The organism is Trichlorobacter sp., assembly GCF_030247655.1.
GTDB lineage: Bacteria > Desulfobacterota > Desulfuromonadia > Geobacterales > Pseudopelobacteraceae > Trichlorobacter.
Genome location: NZ_JAOTRZ010000047.1, coordinates 1 through 18,183 on the forward strand (window position 1 = coordinate 1; position 18,183 = coordinate 18,183).

An 18,183-nucleotide genomic window follows, 5' to 3' on the forward strand; every position below is an offset into this window, starting at 1 on the left:
TCTTTGCGCTATGACCCAGCGGAATTCCATGTGGCGTCTCCCGATGCCTAACGAGAACGAGATAAGGCGGTTACGACACATGAAAGTTGAAACCGAACAAACTACCATGAAAGTAAAAGCTCAAAATTAAGCGGGGAGTAAGTAACTCGCGCTTGATTGAGCCGTTAGATTACGAAAGGGAAAACGATGAAAACTAGAAAGCCTCCCCGTTGGTATGAAGAATACGATAAAGAGACTCGCTGCTATCACGTTGTAAAAGAAGGTTTCCATGATTCAATCCACCGGAGCAAACACGATGCTTTACTCAGGATTATAGAGCTTGAAGAACTGGATAAGAACGCAGAGTAATCTAACGTTTATTAGACACCCTAATTTTTTTGTAAAAAACGAATTTTTGTCGAAATGTGTTGCTTGAAATCTTTTATTTACCTGTTAACATTAAACTAACAAAAAATAAAAACGTCATAAATGATCAGCAAAAAACGTCAATCAGCGGCGCTGCCGGGTGGATGTTATCTCAGTTCATTTACCACTTTTTAGCCTTCGCATTTGCTGATCAGTGGGTAATTCTCTGGATGCAAGATGCTGTCTATGGTGAGATCTACATCAAGTTCCGGCCAGTAGAGGTGACGCTCTGAAGGCATTTCTACATGCAGGATTTTCTTTACCGGGGCATCTTGAAACCATGGAAAGTTTTGAAATGAAAGAAACGTTTCCTGGTCGTGTACAAAAATCCAGATGCCGTGACGTGATATGTTGGTGACTTCAACAGCCAAAGTGTTGTTGCCAGGCAGCGCGGATTTCATTGGTGTGCTGCTCAATGAGGTTGTATGCCTCGTTCAGTTCTTTCATGCTAAGGCCATGATTTTGCGCTATTTTGATGTCAGGCTCAAGCCAGAACTTTGCCTCGCCGCTGTTTGACTGAACATGTACGTGCATTCTCGGTTCTTCACGGGAAAAAAAGTAGAACCTGTAGCCAGCTTCTCTAAAAACAGTTGGACTCATCTGCATCCCTTAAGCGCTTGCTGTGCCTGAAGTTAAGTTGTTGTTCAATAAATCTGATTTTTTACCCGGAGGTTGCCATGGAGCCACAATCCACAAAACCTAAGTTGCTTGATCAACTGCGTGATCGCATCCGCCTAAAGCATTACAGCCGTCGGACCGAGGATGTGTACCTTGATTGGGCAAAACGTTACATACTGTACCACAAGAAAAGACATCCGCAAGAGATGGGCAAGAAAGAAGTTGAAGAATTTTTAACCTATCTGGCAACAGAGCGGAATGTGGCGGCATCTACCCAGAATCAGGCCAAGGCAGCCCTGCAGTTTTTGTACAAAGAGGTGCTTAATATCAGGTTGCCCTGGTTGGGTGAGGTGCAGCAGGCCAAGAAGCCGAAGCGTCTGCCGGTGGTGCTGACAGAGAAGGAGGTGCAGATGCTTTTGGCCCATGTGCCGCTGGGGTACGGGGTGCTGGCCCGCCTGATGTACGGCACCGGGATGCGTCTGCTGGAGGGGTTGCGGCTGCGAGTGCAGGATCTTGATTTTGGTCGGGCAGAGCTGTTTATCCGTGAAGGGAAGGGGGCTAAGGATCGGGTGACGATGCTGCCCAAGTCGTTGATTGAACCGCTGCAGGAGCATTTGAAGCAGGTGAAGAAGGTGCATGAGCAGGATCTGTTAAAAGGGCATGGTGAGGTCTGGCTGTCTGAGAGCGTGGCCCGCAAGTATCCCAATGCCGGGCGTGATTGGATCTGGCAGTATGTGTTCCCTTCCGGGCGGTTGTCGGTTGATCCCCGTTCCGGCGTGACCCGGCGGCATCATCTGGATGAAAAGGCGTTGCAGCGGACGATCAAGCAGGCGGCGATTGATGCGGGGTTGACCAAGAATGTAACCCCCCACACCCTGCGCCATTCCTTTGCAACCCATCTGTTGCAGGCCGGGTATGATATCCGCACGGTGCAGGAGTTGCTGGGGCATAAGGATGTGCAGACCACGATGATCTATACCCATGTGCTGAATAAGGGCGGGTTGGGAGTGACATCGCCGCTGGATCGGCTGGTGTAAAGGGGAACTCAGGGTTTGATTTCAATGATGGTGCCGTTGGGTACCAGTTTCCAGATTTCTTCAATTTCATCGTTGGTTACGGCAATGCAACCCAGGGTCCAGTCTGTTGTGATATGCAGTTTGCCAATGGAAGCAAATTGACTGCCGAGTCCGTGGATCATGATATCACTGCCTGGTTTGACGCCGATAGCAGCAGCCTGTTGCCGGTCAGTGGCAGAGGGGTAGGAGATGTGCAGGGAGCGATGGTAGGCACTGTGGGGGTTGCGGTAGTCAATCCGGTAGATTCCTTCCGGTGTTCTGCCATCGCCTTCACGCTGCTTGTGTCCTTGGGGGTGCGGTCCCAGTGCTATCCGGTAGCTGCGGAAGGTTCGTCCACGGGATTGCAGATGTAGTTGATGGTTGCTTTTTTCTACAACAATCCGGTCTGCTGTGGCGATTTGCTGTTGTGGGCGGGGCTGCTGCGGTGCCGGCAGCGGGGCGCGGTTACATCCCATAAGAAGTAGCAGCAGGCAGCAGATAGATCCGTATTTTAGTGTGCAGGCAGCATTAACGCGCACAGATTTCAAAATCGCTTCCTTGCCAGCAAGCCTTGTCTTTGGATGAACGTTTGGCCTCACCCCAGCGGGAGTTGTTGCCGGCACTGGTCAGACCGCGCACTTCTGCCTTACCTTTGGCAACAATAGAGACCGATAACACGCCGATATCATCAAATAACGGGCCTTGCCGCTTGATGTTGGATAAGGAAAATGAACCGCCAGCTTCCGGCATGAACAGACAGGGGCCGTTGTAAGCCAGGGTCTTGCCGGTTGTTATTTTGCAGCTGATGACTCTATCGGCAGCCCACGTTGTCTGGGCCAGCAGCAGGATGGTTGCCGTGATGCGGAGTAGTTTGGACATTGGCTGTCTTCCTAACGATGGTGATTTGTCTGGATACTGTAGCAGATTATCAGGTGGCTGTAAGGAGCAGGCAGACAAATGCCCCGTCTCGGTAATCCGAAACGGGGCGTTGTGTGTGTCGTATGGTTTTAAGGGGGATTAACCCATCACAAACACCAGGTCTTCTTTCTCTACCGTATCGCCTTCTTTAAACTTCACCTCAGCCACTTTTCCATCGGCCTTGGCCTTGATGTTGGTCTCCATCTTCATCGCTTCGGTTACCATCAGGACATCACCGGCTTTAACTTCATCACCGGCCTTGACGTTAACCTTCAGGACCTTGCCCGGCATCGGCGCACCAACATGGTTGGCATTGCCTTTGTCTGCCTTTTCACGCATGGCGTCGCTGTTCTTGATTGACTGATCCCGCACCATGACGGAACGGTTGTTGCCGTTCAGCTCAAAGTAGACCGCGCGGGTGCCATCGTCATGCAGTTTGCCAATGGCGTTCAGTTTAATGATCAGGGTCTTGCCCGGTTCAATTTCGATGGATGTTTCCTGGCCCGGCTCCAGCCCGTAGAAGAAGATCGGGGTGGGGATAACCGAGATGTCGGAGTATTCCTGACGGAAACGGTCAAACTCGGGGTAGACATTGGGGTAGAGGATGGCTGAGATCAGCGCCTTGTCATCCACACGATGTCCCAGTTTTTCCTCCAGGATCAGGCGCTCTTCGTCAAAGTCAGCCGGTTCAAGCAGTTCACCGGGACGGCAGGTGATCGGTTGCTGGCCCTTGAGGATGACCTTCTGCAGTTCTTCCGGCCAGCCCTGGTACGGTTGGCCCAGCATCCCTTTGAACATACCGACCACGGATTCCGGGAAGGCCAGGTCTTCAGTGGTGGTGTAGACATCTTCCGGCTGCAGGTTGTTCTTGACCAGGAACATGGCCATGTCACCAACCACCTTGGATGAAGGGGTGACCTTGACAATGTCGCCGAACATCATGTTTACCTTGTGGTACATCTCCTTGCATTCATCCCAACGCTCAATCAGGCCCAGGCCAGCCACCTGCGGTTTGTAGTTGGAGTACTGACCACCGGGGATTTCATGGTGATAGACCTCGGCAGTGCCGGACTTGAGACCGGATTCAAACGGTGCGTAGTAATCACGCACGGTCTCCCAGTAGTTGGCCAGCTTCTGCAGACCGGCTGCGTTGACCTGCGGATCGCGCTCGCTGCCTTCCAGGGTGGAGACCAGGGCGTTCAGGTTAGGCTGGGCGGTCAGGCCGGACAGTGAGGAGAGGGCGGCATCCACGATATCCACCCCGGCTTCGCTGGCCTTGAGCAGCATGGCGGAGCCGTTGGAGGAGGTGTCGTGGGTGTGCAAATGGACCGGAATGCCGATGTTTTCTTTCAGCGCCTTGACCAGTTTGTAGGCGGCCAGCGGCTTCAACAGGCCGGCCATGTCTTTGATGGCCAGGATGTGGGCACCCATCTTCTCCAGCTCTTTGGCCATGTTGACGTAGTATTCCAGGGGATACTTGTCCCGCTTGGGATCGGTGATGTCGCCGGTGTAGCAGATGGCAGCTTCACAGATCTTGCCGGATTTGCGGACCGCCTCCATGGCAACCTGCATGCCGGTGGTCCAGTTCAGGGAGTCAAAGACCCGGAAGATATCCACACCGGAGTTGGCGGCCTCTTCCACAAACTTCTGTACCACGTTGTCCGGGTAGTTGGTGTAGCCCACGGCATTGGAACCGCGCAGCAGCATCTGGAACAGGATGTTGGGCACCGCCTCGGACAGTTTGTGCAGCCGCTGCCAGGGATCTTCACGCAGGAAGCGCATGGAGACGTCAAAGGTGGCTCCGCCCCAACATTCCAGCGAGAATAGATCAGCACCCAGGTAGGAGGTCGGTTCAGCAATCTTGAGAATGTCGTACGAGCGGACCCGGGTAGCCAGGTTGGACTGGTGGGCATCCCGCATGGTGGTGTCGGTGATCAGCAGTTTTTTCTGCTCCAGGATCCATTTGGAGAGGCCTTCAGCACCCAGCCGCATGAACAGATCTTTTGACCCGGCAGGGCGGGGCTGGGTGTAGTCAATTTCAGGTACGCGGGCTTCGATCAGCTCAGCTGATTTAAGCGGCTTGACAATGCCGGGCGAGCCGTTAACCACCACATCACCCAGGAAGGAGAGTACCTTGCTGGCCCGGTCTTTCTTTTCACGGAACTGCAGCAGTTCAGGGTGTTTTTCAATAAACGAGGTGTCACATTTACCACCCAGGAAGACGGAGTGGGTGATCACGTTTTCCAGGAAGCCGATGTTGGTCTTGACCCCGCGGACCCGGAACTCCTGCAGGGCACGGTTCATAATAGAAGCGGCATCCTTGAAGTTGAGGCCCCATGAGCTGACCTTGACCAGCAGCGAATCATAGTGGGGGGTGATCTGGGCGCCGGTAAAGGCGTTGCCTGCATCCAGACGGATACCGGCACCGGCGGCGGAGCGGTAGGTGGTCAAAGTGCCGAAGTCAGGGGCAAAGTTGTTGCCTGGATCTTCGGTGGTGATCCGGCACTGGATGGCGTAGCCCCGCATATCAACCGCAGATTGGGACGGGATGTTGATCTCCGGGTCAGACAGTTTGTAGCCCTGGGCAACCAGCAGCTGGTTCTGCACCAGGTTGCGACCGGTGATCATCTCGGTGACGGTGTGCTCCACCTGAATACGGGGGTTCATCTCAATGAAGTAGAAGCTGCCTTCCTGGTCCACCAGGAATTCAACCGTACCGGCGTTGCGGTACTTGACCTGACCGGCGATCTTCAATGCGGCGGTGCAGATCTCTTCCCGCTGCTGCTGGGTCAGGCAGAGTGCCGGGGCAAATTCAACCACCTTCTGGTGGCGGCGCTGGATGGAACAATCCCGCTCAAACAGGTGTACCAGGTTGCCGTAGTTGTCTCCCAGTACCTGTACTTCAATATGCTTGGGGTTCTCAATGTAGCGCTCCAGGAATACGGTGGCGTTGCCAAAGGCGGCCTTGGCTTCGCTGGCTGCAGCAACCAGGCCTTCCAGCAACTCTTTCTTGTTGCGGGCCACCCGCATACCACGGCCACCACCACCGGCAGCAGCCTTGATGATGATCGGATAGCCGGATTCTTTGGCAAACTTCAGCGCTTCTTCTTCCTTCTCGATCGGATCTTCGGTACCGGGCACCACCGGTACGCCGGCGGCCATGGCAGCCTTGCGACCGGCAACCTTGTCGCCCAGGGCACGCTGCATTTCTGCGGTGGGTCCGATGAAAGAGATACCGGCTGCTTCACACTTTTCGGCAAATTCGGCATTTTCAGCCAGAAAACCGTAGCCGGGGTGGATCGCATCCACATCGGCCTTCAGGGCCAGGGCGATGATCTCGTCAATCCCCAGATAGGCGTCAATCGGTGCCTTGCCTTTACCGATCAGGTAGGCCTCGTCTGCCTTGTAACGGTGCAGGGAAAGCTTGTCCTCTTCCGAGTAAAGCGCCACCGTGCTGATCCCCAGTTCGGTACAGGCCCGGAAGATTCGGATGGCAATCTCGCCACGGTTGGCAGCCATAACTTTGCGGAATTTGTTGATCTTCTTCATGCCGTTTCTCCTGTTTTTGATGGTAGTAAAGGTTCGTTCAATGATTTTTAGTAACACTTAAAAAATTTAGTTATTTTGAATAGTTATGCCGTTTACGGTGGCGGCACTTAACCAGAAACAGGGGGGGATGTCAACAGGAAAAACTGTCGGATGCCAGTTGTTGTCAGGAGAACTAAATGATCCAGGGGTGGATATGCAGATGGCTGTCTGAAAGCTTCATTAAGAGATAGGTGATTTTTTCTGGTTGTGTTAATGTATCCAACTCTATTTCGGTGTGGTGAAGGTTTGTATTCCCTGGCACAGGCAACAGGCAGTGACACAAATTTGAAGGGGTTTTGAGTGAGCCGGTTCTGGAATCGACTGAGCCTTAAAAGACGACTTGCGCTGGTGATGGTTGTGACCGGTCTGTTGCTGGTAACCGGCATTGTTTCCGGTGTACTGGTTGTGTTGTATCGGCAGTATACCGGCACCCTGTCCCGCCAGCAGGAAACCTTGCTGGAAGGTCTTGCTCAGGGGATTGACGATCAGTTGCATGCCTCGCTTGATGCCCTGGCAGGGGTGGCTCAGGTTACACCTCAAAACACGTTAACTGATCCTGTTGCTGCCCAACGTTTTCTGGATAACCGCACCGGTATCCAGAGTATCTTTGATAACGGCCTGGCCTTGTTTACCCGAACAGGGCGGCTGATGGCTGAAACTCCTTATGATCCAGACCGCACCATCCGGGAATTTGCCGAGTATCCCTTTTTTAAACAGGTGTTTAGTGCCGATAGGCCGATTATCAGCCTTCCATTTCGTTCTACCAAACCGCCCCACCATGCAGTTGTTCAGCTTCTGGCACCGATAAAAAATGCGTCCGGTGCCACCATCGGGTTTCTTTCCGGTGGTGTCAGGCTTGATCAGTCTAATTTCCTTGGTTCTCTGGCCCAACGCCGGGTAGGCAGCAGTGGCTATCTGTATCTCTACAGCAAAGACCGCACCATGCTGGTGCATCCTGATTCCAGCAGGATACTGGGGCGAACCGTACTGCCGGGGGTAAACCATCTCTTTGATCGGGCAATTAAGGGGTGGAGCGGGTCAGGTACCACGCTAAATTCACGGGGGGTAAAGCAGATAGCCAGCTTCAGACCTTTAACCCAGGCACCCTGGGTGCTGGCTGCAACATTTCCTGAGCAGGAGGCTGCTGCACCGTTGTATAACGCCGGTCTGCTGCTGGTGTCGCTGATTGTCGGGCTGGGGGGGATCGGAGCTGGTATCAGCTGGTGGCTGACACAGCGTTTGACCGCACCGCTGGCTGATTTTGCTGATCACTTGCAGCGTTTGCCGCAGCTTTCTGGGCCTGCCCGCTATGTGCAGCCCCAGGGAGGCCCGGAGCTGGAAATTCTGGCCTCCAGCCTGAACCGGATGGTGGCGGAGCTTGATCAGCAGCAGGCAACTATTCAGGATCAGATGGCTGAGCTGGTCATTGCGTCAACTGAGCAGCGCAGAACTGCACAGCTGTTACGGCTGATTACCGATAACGTGCCGGACCTGATCTGGGCCAAGGATCTGGCCGGGAACTATCTGTTTACCAACCTGGCCAATGCCCGACTGTTGTTGTTGACCGATGATACGTCTGAACCGATCGGAAAAAAACATGATGAATATGCCAGTCGAATTCGGGCTGAACGGCCTGATCAGAAGGATTGGTATAGCTTTGGAGAGCTTTGTGGCGACTCTGATGACTTTGTGCTGAAGGAGCTTACAGCGCAACGGTTTGAAGAATATGGCAATGTACAGGGCGATTTTTTGTATATGGATGTTTATAAGGCACCGTTTTTTGACCAAAGTGGCGTCTTGCTGGGGACGGTGGGCTGTGGCCGGGTGATTACCCGTGAAAAGCAGCTTGAACATGAAACCCGGCGTCTGGCCCGCCTGTACCGGATTTTGTCTGCCATTAACCAGAAGATTGTACATAAGCCAACGCCGTTGGAGCTGTTCCAGTTTGTCTGCGCAACCCTGGTGTCTGATGACAACTTTGTGATGGCCTGGATAGGGGTGGCGGATGGTGCAGGAGGCTATGCTCCGGTCGCATCAGCCGGTATAGCGTTGGAGATGTTACAGGAGTTCCGTGGCAGCGAGCATCTGCAAGCGGTTGCCAGGGGAGGTGATGGCAGCCTGATCATGTCAACCATTACTCCGGAAAATGCACCGCAGTTGCTTTGTTCCTGTTGTGCCAGTTTGTACCGCATCAAGCCGTTTGGATCACAGGCAACCTATCAGATCACGCCAGACCGGGCAGATGCAGCCCTGCTGGTGGTCTATGCTGCTGAAAACAACTTCTTTGACCATGATGAACGGAATCTGATGGATGAGTTGGTGGGCGATCTGGCCTATGCCCTTGAAACGGACGCATCGGAACAGCAGCTTGAATATCTCTCCTGGTATGATCCGTTGACCGATCTTCCCAACCGGCAGATGGCCTGTTCCCACCTGACGCAGGCCCTGGCGCGCGCCAAGCGGGCTAATACGTCTTTAGCACTGCTCTGTCTTGATCTTGATCACTTCAAGGATATCAATGACAGCTTTGGCCATCTGACCGGTGATGCCCTGTTATGTCTGGTTGCCCAGCGTCTGCAGCAGCGGATGCGGGCGACTGATACGGTGGCCCGGTTGGGGGGAGATGAATTTATCATCCTGTTGGAGGGGGTGAAAGAGCTGTCCACGGTTGTCCTGGCGGTGGAAGACCTTTTGCTTCATCTGCAGGCACCGTTTAGCCTTGAAAACGGGCTTGAGCTGAGGATCGGCGTCAGTATCGGTATTGCACTCTTTCCTGACCATGCCCGGACCGCCATGGATCTGTTACAGGCAGCAGATTCTGCGTTGTTCAAGGCAAAGCAGAAAGGCCGGGCCGGTTTTGCCCTGTTTAGTGAAGAGTTGACTGCCCAGGCCACGGAGCGGATCCAGCTGGGTAATCGTCTGCGTCGGGCGGTTGAGCTGGATGAACTGCGGGTCGTGTATCAGCCACAGGTGGAACTGGCCACGGGGAACATTATCGGGGCAGAGGCGCTGATGCGCTGGGAAAGTCCTGATCTGGGATCAGTTGCGCCAACCCGCTTTATCCCTCTGGCAGAAGAGATCGGCTGCATTGTGCCGATGGGGGGATGGATTCTGCGCCAGACCTGCAAACAGGGCAGGGCATGGCTTGATGCAGGTCTGCCACCATTGTCACTGTCGGTTAACCTGTCTGCACATCAGTTTCATCAGGCGGATATCTGTCAGGTAGTGGCTGACATACTGCACGAGACCGGGTTCCCGGCAGAGCAGCTGGAGCTTGAGGTGACAGAATCTGCCCTGATGCAGCCGGGTAACCAGACCATTGAGCTGTTGCATGGACTGCGTAAGCTTGGGGTCCGTCTGGCACTGGATGATTTTGGCACCGGCTATTCTTCGCTGGCCTATCTTAAACACTTTCCTTTGCATATGCTGAAGATCGACAAGTCGTTTGTGGATGATATTCCCCACAGCGACAAGGATATGCGTCTGGTCAGTACGATTATTTTCATGGCAAAAAGCATGGAGTTCAAGGTGATTGCTGAAGGGGTAGAGCGGCAGGAACAGCTTGATCTGCTCAAGGAGCTGGGGTGTGATCTGTATCAGGGCTACTTCACCAGTAAGCCGGTGCCCGCTGATGAGTTTATGACCCTGCTGAAACAGAGCCTGTAGCGGTTGTACTCTTTGCAGAGGGCTTTGTTTTATGCAGACTTTGTTTTCTCCGCGAACTCTGTGGCTCCGCGTGAGAAATCACGTTTTGCAGATTTGATGTACAATGCCCACTCCGGTAATCCGAAGCGGGCATTGCTGTTTGTGGTTAGCTGCTATTTAAAGTGTGTACTGGTCAGCATACTTGACCAGGTTGGGCAGGTCCGGTTTGGTCAGGATCTGCTGGGCACCCAGGTCATGCCATTTACGGATATTGTCTTCAGAGGCCAGTGACGAGAAGATTATGATCGGCAGGTCTTTCAGGCTGTCTTCTTTGCGGACCAGTGAGGTCAGGTGCAGACCGTCCATCTGGGGCATCTCCACATCGGTTATCAATAGTTGCATCCCGGAACGGAATGTTACGCCATCGGCAGCGCATTGCTGCATCCTTTTCTGGATTTTTTCCCAGGCTTCGGCGCCGTTAACCGCCTCTTCAACCTTATAACCGGCCCCACGCAGGGCGCTGCACATGGTGTGACGAATAAAGGGGGAATCGTCTGCAACCAGAATGGTTTTGCTGCTGCGGTCAACCCCAGCACTCTCAAGCAGTTGTTCTGAAGAGAGAGGTTTTAAAGCGCTGGAGGCGCAGAACTCAGCCACGATCTTCTCAAAATCCAGTACCAGGATAATCCGGTCATCCATCTTGACCAGGCCGGTGACCTGATCAGAGTAGATAGCAGAGGAGGGGGCCTCAACATTCTTCCAAGAGATGCGATAGATGCGTGAGACGGAGTGTACCAGCACCCCCACCATGACGTTGTTAAACTCCAGTACGATCACCCGGTCGGCAGCAAGATCACCAGTGAATTTATTGAGAATTTTTGAAAGATTAAGAACCGGGATCACTTTTTCCCGCAGTTTGATCATTCCTTCCACAGAGTCGGACGTATTCAGGGCCTTGGTCAGTTGGGGCAGGCGGATGATCTCCCGTACCTTGGCCACGTTAACCCCGTAATGGCAGGGGACCAGATTGCCGTGGGAGTCCAGTTCGTCAACGCGGAACTCCACGATCTCCAGTTCGTTGGTGTCGCTTTCAAGAAGGATGTTGGTCTGTTTCATGGCGAACTCCTGCCGTGGATTTTGTCAGGGCAGTATAGCACAACTCTTTACAATGAAAAGGGAATGGTGCACCGTTGACACAAAATACCCCCTGTGTTAGCTTCCAGCACCCATTTCAAACCTCGGAGATACCATGGTGTTCCCTGATTTTAATGAATTTTGTCAGCTGGCGCAAAAAGGCAATCTGGTGCCGGTCTATCGTGAAATTATGGCCGATATGGACACGCCGGTCACCGCTTTCCGCAAGATAGATGATGGCTGCTACTCCTTTTTGCTGGAGAGTATTGAAGGGGGAGAAAAGTGGGCACGCTATTCGTTTCTTGGTGCCAATCCGTCGGTGATCCTCCGTTCAAAGGGCAGTAAGGTTGAGATCCTGCGTGGTCAGACAATTGAGGCCCATGAAAGTGATGATCCAACCCGCTTGCTGCGGGATCTGCTGGCGCAGTATCAGCCGGTGGAAGTGCCGGGGCTGCCCCGTTTTGTGGGGGGGGCGGTTGGCTATCTGGGCTATGACATGGTGCGCCATTTTGAGCAGCTACCCACGGAGCGGCCTGATACCATCGGCGCCTGGGATTCGTTCTTTATGATCACCGATACCCTGCTGATCTTTGATACGGTCAAGCAGAAGATTCAGGTGGTGGCAACCGCCCATCTGGATGGCACCATTTCCCTTGAAGACGCCTATCAGGGGGCGATCAACCGGATTGATGGTCTGGTGACCCGTTTGCGGACACCACTGGCTGCCGGAACCACCACCGTACCGTCCAGGGGGGCAGTAGGGTTTTGCTCCACTACCACCCAGGCCGAATATGAGGCTGCAGTGGAAAAGGCCAAGGAGTATGTCCGGTCCGGCGATATCATTCAGGTGGTCTTGTCCCAGCGGATGTCCGGTGATTTAACGGTTGATCCCTTTGATATCTACCGGGTGCTGCGTACCCTGAATCCATCCCCTTACATGTTTTTCCTGCGCTGCGGTGATACCGTGGTAACCGGCGCCTCGCCAGAGGTGATGGTGCGTAAGGAAGGCAGCCGGGTGGAGCTGCGCCCGATTGCCGGCACCCGTCCACGAGGTGCCACGCCGGAGCAGGATGCACTGATGGCGGAAGAGCTGATGGCTGATCCCAAGGAGCGGGCAGAGCATGTCATGCTGGTGGATCTGGGCCGCAATGATCTGGGCCGGGTCTGCAGGACCGGCACGGTTGAAGTCAGTGAGCTGATGGTGATCGAACGCTATTCCCATGTCATGCATATTGTTTCCAACGTCCGGGGAGAGCTGACTGAAGGGCGGGATGCCTTTGATCTGGTGCGGGCCACCTTCCCGGCCGGTACCCTGTCCGGCGCCCCCAAGATCCGGGCCATGGAGATTATAGACGAACTTGAACCGGTGCGGCGCGGGGTCTATGGCGGGGCTGTGGGGTATGTATCCTTTTCCGGCAATATGGATCTGGCCATTGCCATCCGTACCCTGGTGGTGAAGGATGGCAAGGTACACCTGCAGGCTGGCGCCGGGATTGTGGCTGACTCTGACCCGGCCACTGAATGGCTGGAAACTGTTAACAAGGCGATGGCGGTGCGAAAGGCAATTGAACTGGCTGAACAAGGCCTGAAATAAAACAGATAAAGGAGATACACAGATGGCAACCGCAACTGCACGACACATCCTGGTGGCAACTGAAGAAGAATGCCTGAAGCTGAAGACAGAGATAGAGGGCGGCGCTGATTTTGGCGAGGTGGCCAAACTCAATTCATCCTGCCCCTCCCGGATGCGGGGTGGTGATCTGGGGGCCTTTGGTCCCGGTCAGATGGTGAAAGAGTTTGATGAGGTGGTTTTTACTGGCGAGATCGGCAAGGTACTAGGACCGGTCAAGACCCAGTTCGGGTATCACCTGCTTGAGGTTACCAAACGCTGGTAGTCAGCGAGGTGTCCCGTCCGAGTACACCGTTGCTGCCTTTGGCTGCTTTGGTTTTTTAACGGCAGTACGTGTCTTCTCGGTTGGGGAAGTCACGGCTGCTGCAACAAAATCGGCCGGATCACCTGGCCGCAGGGTGGCGTAATGGGAAGAGGCGATCTTCCTGATAATACCATCACTGAACTGAATGGTTGCCTTCAGGGCAGCTACTTCGGTTATTTTGCCAACGCCCCATGCTGTTGCTCCGGGGTGAATGACGACAGCTCCTGTTTTGATAATCATGGCTTCTCCTTGTCTTAACTGTTTAACAGTACGCCGTTATCGCACGAATAGATAGGTTTATTACCTTGCAGGTCACTCCTTGCTACCCAAGAACCGGGGATTATCCAGAATGGCATTGAATCAACAGCAGCTTGCAGCAATTATCCGTATCATTATAGAAGAAACCGGTCTGAAGCAGGGCCAGGTTACCAATACCATCAACCTGTTTCAGGAAGGTGCCACGGTGCCGTTCATTGCCCGTTACCGCAAGGAGCAGACCGGCGAGCTGGATGAGGTGCAGATCCGCACCATTGAAGAGCGGCTGGCCTACTTTACGGAACTGGAGTCCCGCAGGCAGACCATTCTGGCCTCAATTGAAGAGCAGGGCAAGCTGACCCCGGAGCTGCAGGCCCGCATCGAGGCGACCCGCCAGAAGACCGAACTGGAAGACCTGTACCTGCCGTACAAGCCCAAACGTCGTACCAAGGCCACCATTGCCCGTGAACGGGGATTGGAACCGTTGGCCGATCTGATGGCAGCCCAGGAGCTGACCGGCGGCAGCGCCCTGGAAGTGGCAGCCCCGTTTGTTGATCCTGAAAAAGAGGTGCCTACCCCTGAGGCGGCCCTGGAGGGTGCCGGTCATATTCTGGCTGAGCGGCTGGCTGATGATGCTGACTGCCGGGCCATGGTGCGTCGTCTGACCTGGGAGCAGGGGGTGATGGTCACCAAGGTTGCGTCGGACAAGAAGGATCAGGTCACCAAGTTTGAGATGTACTACGACTATCAGGAGCCGTTGAAGGAGATCCCTTCCCACCGGATGCTGGCCATGCGGCGGGGGGAAAAGGAAGAGGTGCTGCGGCTTGGTCTGCAGGTGCCTCAGGCCGAGATTATGGCCGGTCTCAAGCATCGCCTGATCAAGGGTGAGAGCATCTTTAGCCCCTGGCTGGAGACAGTGGCTGAAGATGCCTACAAACGGTTGATCGCCACCTCCATTGAGGTGGAACTGCGTCTGCAAGCCAAGGATCTGGCTGATGAGGCAGCCATTGCCATTTTTGCCAAAAACCTGAAGAACCTGCTGCTGGCGCCACCTGCCGGGGGCAGGCGGGTGCTGGGGATCGACCCCGGACTGCGCACCGGTTCCAAGCTGGCAGCTGTGGATCAGACCGGCCGGTTTCTGGAGCATGTCACCATCTATCCCCATACCGGCGCTGGTCGGGTGGATATGGCCAGGGCCGACCTGCTGCGGTTGGTGGAGGCCCATGGGATTGAGATGATCGCCATCGGTAACGGCACTGCCGGGCGTGAGATGGAGCTGTTCACCAAAGAGACCCTGACTAAGGCAGGCAAACCGCTTCCGATTGTCATGGTCAGCGAGGCCGGCGCCAGTATTTACTCTGCCTCTGAAATTGCCCGGGAGGAGTTCCCGGAACTTGATCTGACCGTGCGGGGGGCCATATCCATCGCCCGCCGTCTGCAGGACCCGCTGGCAGAACTGGTTAAGGTTGATCCCAAGAGCATCGGCGTAGGGCAGTACCAGCATGATGTCAATCAGACCATGCTGAAGAAATCGCTGGATGAGGTGGTGGAATCCGGCGTCAACTACGTGGGGGTTGATCTGAACACCGCCTCCTGGGCGCTGCTCTCCTATGTTGCCGGCGTTGGTCCTGCGCTGGGCAAGGCTATTGCCCGTCACCGTGATGAAAACGGTCCGTTCAGTTCCCGTAAAGGTCTGCTGAAGGTGTCCCGTTTCGGGGCCAAGGCCTTTGAGCAGGCTGCCGGATTCCTGCGGATCAGGGGTGGAAAACATCCCCTGGATAACTCTGCAGTCCACCCGGAGCGTTATCCGCTGGTGGAGCAGATGGCCAAAGATCTGGGGGTATCCCTTGAAGAACTGACCAAGACGCCAAGTCTGGCAGAAAAGATCGACCTGAAGAAGTACGTTAGTGATGGGGTGGGGTTACCAACCCTGCGGGATATTCTGGAAGAGCTGAAAAAACCAGGCCGTGATCCGCGTCAGCAGTTCCAGACCGCTGACTTCCGGGATGATATCCGTGAAATCAGTGATCTTAAAGAGGGAATGATCCTGCAGGGGGTGGTGACCAACGTGACCGCCTTTGGCGCCTTTGTGGATGTCGGGGTGCATCAGGATGGTCTGGTGCATGTCAGTCATCTGGCTAATCGTTTTATCAAAGATCCCAATGATGCGGTGCAGGCGGGGCAGGTGGTAAAGGTGAAGGTGCTGTCTGCAGACCCGCAGCGCAAGCGGATAGCCCTGTCCATTAAAGAGGCCGAGGCTGGCGGTGCAGTGGTTCGTAAACCAGTACCCCCAGCTGCCCAGCCAAAACAGGAACCAAAGAGTACATCAGGCGGCCTTGATCTGAGTGCTATGGAAAAGGCCGGGTTCAGGGTGCGGCGCTGAGCCGAAAACAACAAGGTATGAGAGAATGGATAAAGGGGGCTTAATGGCCCCTTTTGTTTTGTCCGGCACGGGCTGGATGTGTGTTTTCTAATAAAATGCTGTAAAATATGCGGGAATTTTGCTATAGGAATTTGTGTTTTGAGGTGTCTGTCTAATCAATGCTGCTGTGGCAGTTGTTTGTGGGAGGGATAGTGATGAAGCAATGGTTTCTGGCCGTATGGGTGATGTTAGTTCTTGCAGCAGTTGTTGGGTCCGGTTCTCCTGTTGCTGCGGAGACCCTTTCCATTACCATTGCCGGTAACGGTAGCGGTACGGTTTTTGCCGCTGATGCGGAAAACAGCAGTTGCAGCAGCGGTACCTGTAATCTGGTCTTTGCCTCAGGTACGCCAGTTGTACTGACTGCCGAAAAAACAAACGGTTCTGTGTTTGGGGGGTGGTCTGGTGCCTGTAGCGGCAAAAACACTAATTGTGTTGTTACCATGAATACAGCTCAAAGTGTTACCGCCACCTTTGAAGGGATTCCGCCGGTGACGCATGTTACCCCCTGGATGGGAACCTATCCGTCAGGCCAACAGGTGAGTCTCAGTTGTGCAGACGTTTCCGGTTGTACCGGAACCAATTACTGTTTTGGCGCTGATTGTACCCCTGCTACTCTTTACAGCGGTCCGATTACCCTGACTGGCAGTCAGGTGCTGCGTTTCCGTTCCACTGATAATCAGAATGCGGTAGAGCCTATCCGTACTCATCGCTACACTGTGGACAGTTTATTAGCCTACCGCTTTGACGGGGTTTGGCCCCAGTCGCTCCAGCCATGGTATTTTCGCTATCCTGAGAAGGTTGCCCTGGATGCGGATAACAACCTCTATGTGGCCGACACCGAAAAACACCGGATCCTTAAATTTGATTACCTCGGTAATTATATTACCCAATGGGACGGCAAAGACAGCACTTACTTTCAACTCAATTACCCCCGCGGTATTGCGGTTGACAGCAACGGTCATGTTTATGTAGCCGATGCGAATAATCACCGTATCAGGAAATTTGATGCCAACGGCAATCATCTGCTGATGTTTGGAACATATGGAGACGGAGACGGTCAGTTTAAATTTCCTCATGGAATAGCGATAGATGGGAGTGGAGATGTTTATGTTACCGATAGGGACAACCATCGTATCCAGAAGTTTAATGCCAATGGCGGCTTTCTGGGAAAATTCGGTGGATATGGTAACGGTAATGGGCAGTTTGCTAGACCCAGGGGCATCAGTGTAGCCAGCGACGGCTCTCTGTATGTTGCTGATACCGATAATCACCGGATTCAGAAGTTCAGCACCAGCGGCAATGAGGTGTCTTACCTTTTGCAATGGGGAAGCGTTGGAACCGGGAATGGCCAGTTTCAATCCCCTGAGCAACTCGTGATTGCCGGTAGCACGGTGTATGTTGCTGATAGCGGTAATCACCGCATCCAAGTCTTTCTTCCCGGTGGGACCTATGTAGGGAAATGGGGAACCGCCGGACGCGGAGCAGACCAGTATAATAATCCAAAGGGGCTTGCTGCGGATAACAACGGCTACCTCTACGTTGCCGATACCTACAATCAACGTATTAAGAAGGTGAGCACCATGGGTACCTCTCCCACTCTGTGGGGGGTGTATAGCAATGATACCGGGAAGTTTGCAACCCCCAGTGGGGTTGCCAGAGACAGTAGCGGTAATCTGTATGTTGCTGATACCTATAACCACCGTATCCAGAAAATGAATAGTAACGGTGTTTTTGTAGAAACATTCGGAAGTGTTGGTACAGATAATGGACAGTTTAATGCCCCCAGAGGCGTTGCCATTGATGCTGCAGGCAATATTTTTGTGGCTGATACTGCTAACCACCGGATACAGAAACTGAACAGCAGTGGTGCATATGTTACGCAGTGGGGCAGCCAGGGCAGCGACAATGGTCAGTTCAAGTCTCCCTGGGGTGTGGCGGTTGATGCTACTGGTGTGTATGTGGCTGATTATGATAACCATCGTATTCAGAAGTTCAGTAGCAGCGGCGACCATATTTCAACATGGGGGGGCAGTGGTAACGGTGACGGCCAGTTTTCTGCGCCTCGTGGAGTTGCAGTAGACAGCAGTAATCATGTTTATGTTGTTGATAGCGGCAACTATCGTATCCAGAAATTCACCAACTCTGGCACCTTTGTGGGAACCAGGGGAACTTTAGGTAGCGGTAATGGCCATTTCTCTTTGCCGTACAG

Annotated in this window: 13 protein-coding genes; 6 read left to right on the forward strand and 7 right to left on the reverse strand. The window is 53.8% G+C overall.

Features of this window, described 5'->3' with window-relative positions; translation table 11 throughout:
* Positions 1-536: 536 nt before the first annotated feature.
* Together OEL57_RS06300 and OEL57_RS16975 are read right to left on the reverse strand one after the other, a co-directional pair.
* A complete protein-coding gene (locus OEL57_RS06300; protein WP_300738654.1) occupies positions 537-806 on the reverse strand; it encodes a DUF2442 domain-containing protein in 270 nt (89 codons plus the stop codon).
* Positions 766-1,011 carry a DUF4160 domain-containing protein gene (locus OEL57_RS16975; RefSeq protein ID WP_349255197.1) on the reverse strand — a complete coding sequence of 82 codons (246 nt, stop codon included), beginning with the start codon at positions 1,009-1,011 and terminating at the stop codon, positions 766-768. The genes OEL57_RS06300 and OEL57_RS16975 overlap by 41 nt, the downstream gene beginning before the upstream one ends.
* Positions 1,012-1,082: 71 nt before the next feature.
* On the opposite strand from OEL57_RS16975, the gene OEL57_RS06305 reads away from it, so the two are divergent.
* On the forward strand, positions 1,083-2,060 hold the full coding sequence (locus OEL57_RS06305; RefSeq protein ID WP_300738656.1) for an integron integrase: 978 nt from the start codon (positions 1,083-1,085) through the stop codon (positions 2,058-2,060).
* An 8-nt stretch (positions 2,061-2,068) separates the two neighbouring features.
* Here the strand turns inward: OEL57_RS06305 and OEL57_RS06310 are convergent, their stop codons facing one another.
* The 3 genes from OEL57_RS06310 to OEL57_RS06320 all read right to left on the reverse strand — a co-directional run bounded on the left by OEL57_RS06310 (position 2,069) and on the right by OEL57_RS06320 (position 6,545).
* The gene (locus tag OEL57_RS06310) at positions 2,069-2,617 is read right to left on the reverse strand and encodes a L,D-transpeptidase family protein (protein WP_300738666.1); all 549 of its coding nucleotides are present in this window, start codon (positions 2,615-2,617) and stop codon (positions 2,069-2,071) included.
* Positions 2,607-2,957 carry a hypothetical protein gene (locus tag OEL57_RS06315; RefSeq protein WP_300738657.1) on the reverse strand — a complete coding sequence of 117 codons (351 nt, stop codon included), beginning with the start codon at positions 2,955-2,957 and terminating at the stop codon, positions 2,607-2,609. Before OEL57_RS06315 ends, OEL57_RS06310 begins: the two co-directional genes overlap by 11 nt.
* 138 nt (positions 2,958-3,095) lie before the next feature.
* Positions 3,096-6,545, reverse strand: coding sequence for a pyruvate carboxylase (locus OEL57_RS06320; RefSeq protein ID WP_300738658.1), 3,450 nt, complete (start codon positions 6,543-6,545; stop codon positions 3,096-3,098).
* A 339-nt stretch (positions 6,546-6,884) separates the two neighbouring features.
* On the opposite strand from OEL57_RS06320, the gene OEL57_RS06325 reads away from it, so the two are divergent.
* Entirely contained in the window at positions 6,885-10,250 is a 3,366-nt protein-coding gene (locus tag OEL57_RS06325) for an EAL domain-containing protein (RefSeq protein ID WP_300738659.1), read from the forward strand.
* A gap of 156 nt (positions 10,251-10,406) precedes the next feature.
* On the opposite strand, the gene OEL57_RS06330 is transcribed toward OEL57_RS06325, so the two are convergent.
* Positions 10,407-11,345, reverse strand: coding sequence for a chemotaxis protein CheV (locus OEL57_RS06330; protein ID WP_300738660.1), 939 nt, complete (start codon positions 11,343-11,345; stop codon positions 10,407-10,409).
* A 133-nt stretch (positions 11,346-11,478) separates the two neighbouring features.
* Here OEL57_RS06330 and trpE point away from each other — a divergent pair, with 133 nt between their 5' ends.
* Together trpE and OEL57_RS06340 are read left to right on the forward strand one after the other, a co-directional pair.
* Positions 11,479-12,957, forward strand: coding sequence for an anthranilate synthase component I (trpE, locus tag OEL57_RS06335; protein ID WP_300738661.1), 1,479 nt, complete (start codon positions 11,479-11,481; stop codon positions 12,955-12,957).
* 22 nt (positions 12,958-12,979) lie between these two features.
* The gene (locus OEL57_RS06340) at positions 12,980-13,258 is read left to right on the forward strand and encodes a peptidylprolyl isomerase (RefSeq protein WP_300738662.1); all 279 of its coding nucleotides are present in this window, start codon (positions 12,980-12,982) and stop codon (positions 13,256-13,258) included.
* Here the strand turns inward: OEL57_RS06340 and OEL57_RS06345 are convergent, their stop codons facing one another.
* The gene (locus tag OEL57_RS06345; protein ID WP_300738663.1) at positions 13,259-13,537 is read right to left on the reverse strand and encodes a DUF3553 domain-containing protein; all 279 of its coding nucleotides are present in this window, start codon (positions 13,535-13,537) and stop codon (positions 13,259-13,261) included. It lies immediately after the preceding gene.
* Positions 13,538-13,646: 109 nt separating this feature from the next.
* On the opposite strand from OEL57_RS06345, the gene OEL57_RS06350 reads away from it, so the two are divergent.
* Both OEL57_RS06350 and OEL57_RS06355 read left to right on the forward strand, forming a co-directional pair.
* Entirely contained in the window at positions 13,647-15,935 is a 2,289-nt protein-coding gene (locus OEL57_RS06350; RefSeq protein WP_300738664.1) for a Tex family protein, read from the forward strand.
* 194 nt (positions 15,936-16,129) lie between these two features.
* The coding region (locus tag OEL57_RS06355) for an SMP-30/gluconolactonase/LRE family protein (protein ID WP_300738665.1) at positions 16,130-18,183 on the forward strand (2,054 nt) is incomplete at its 3' end.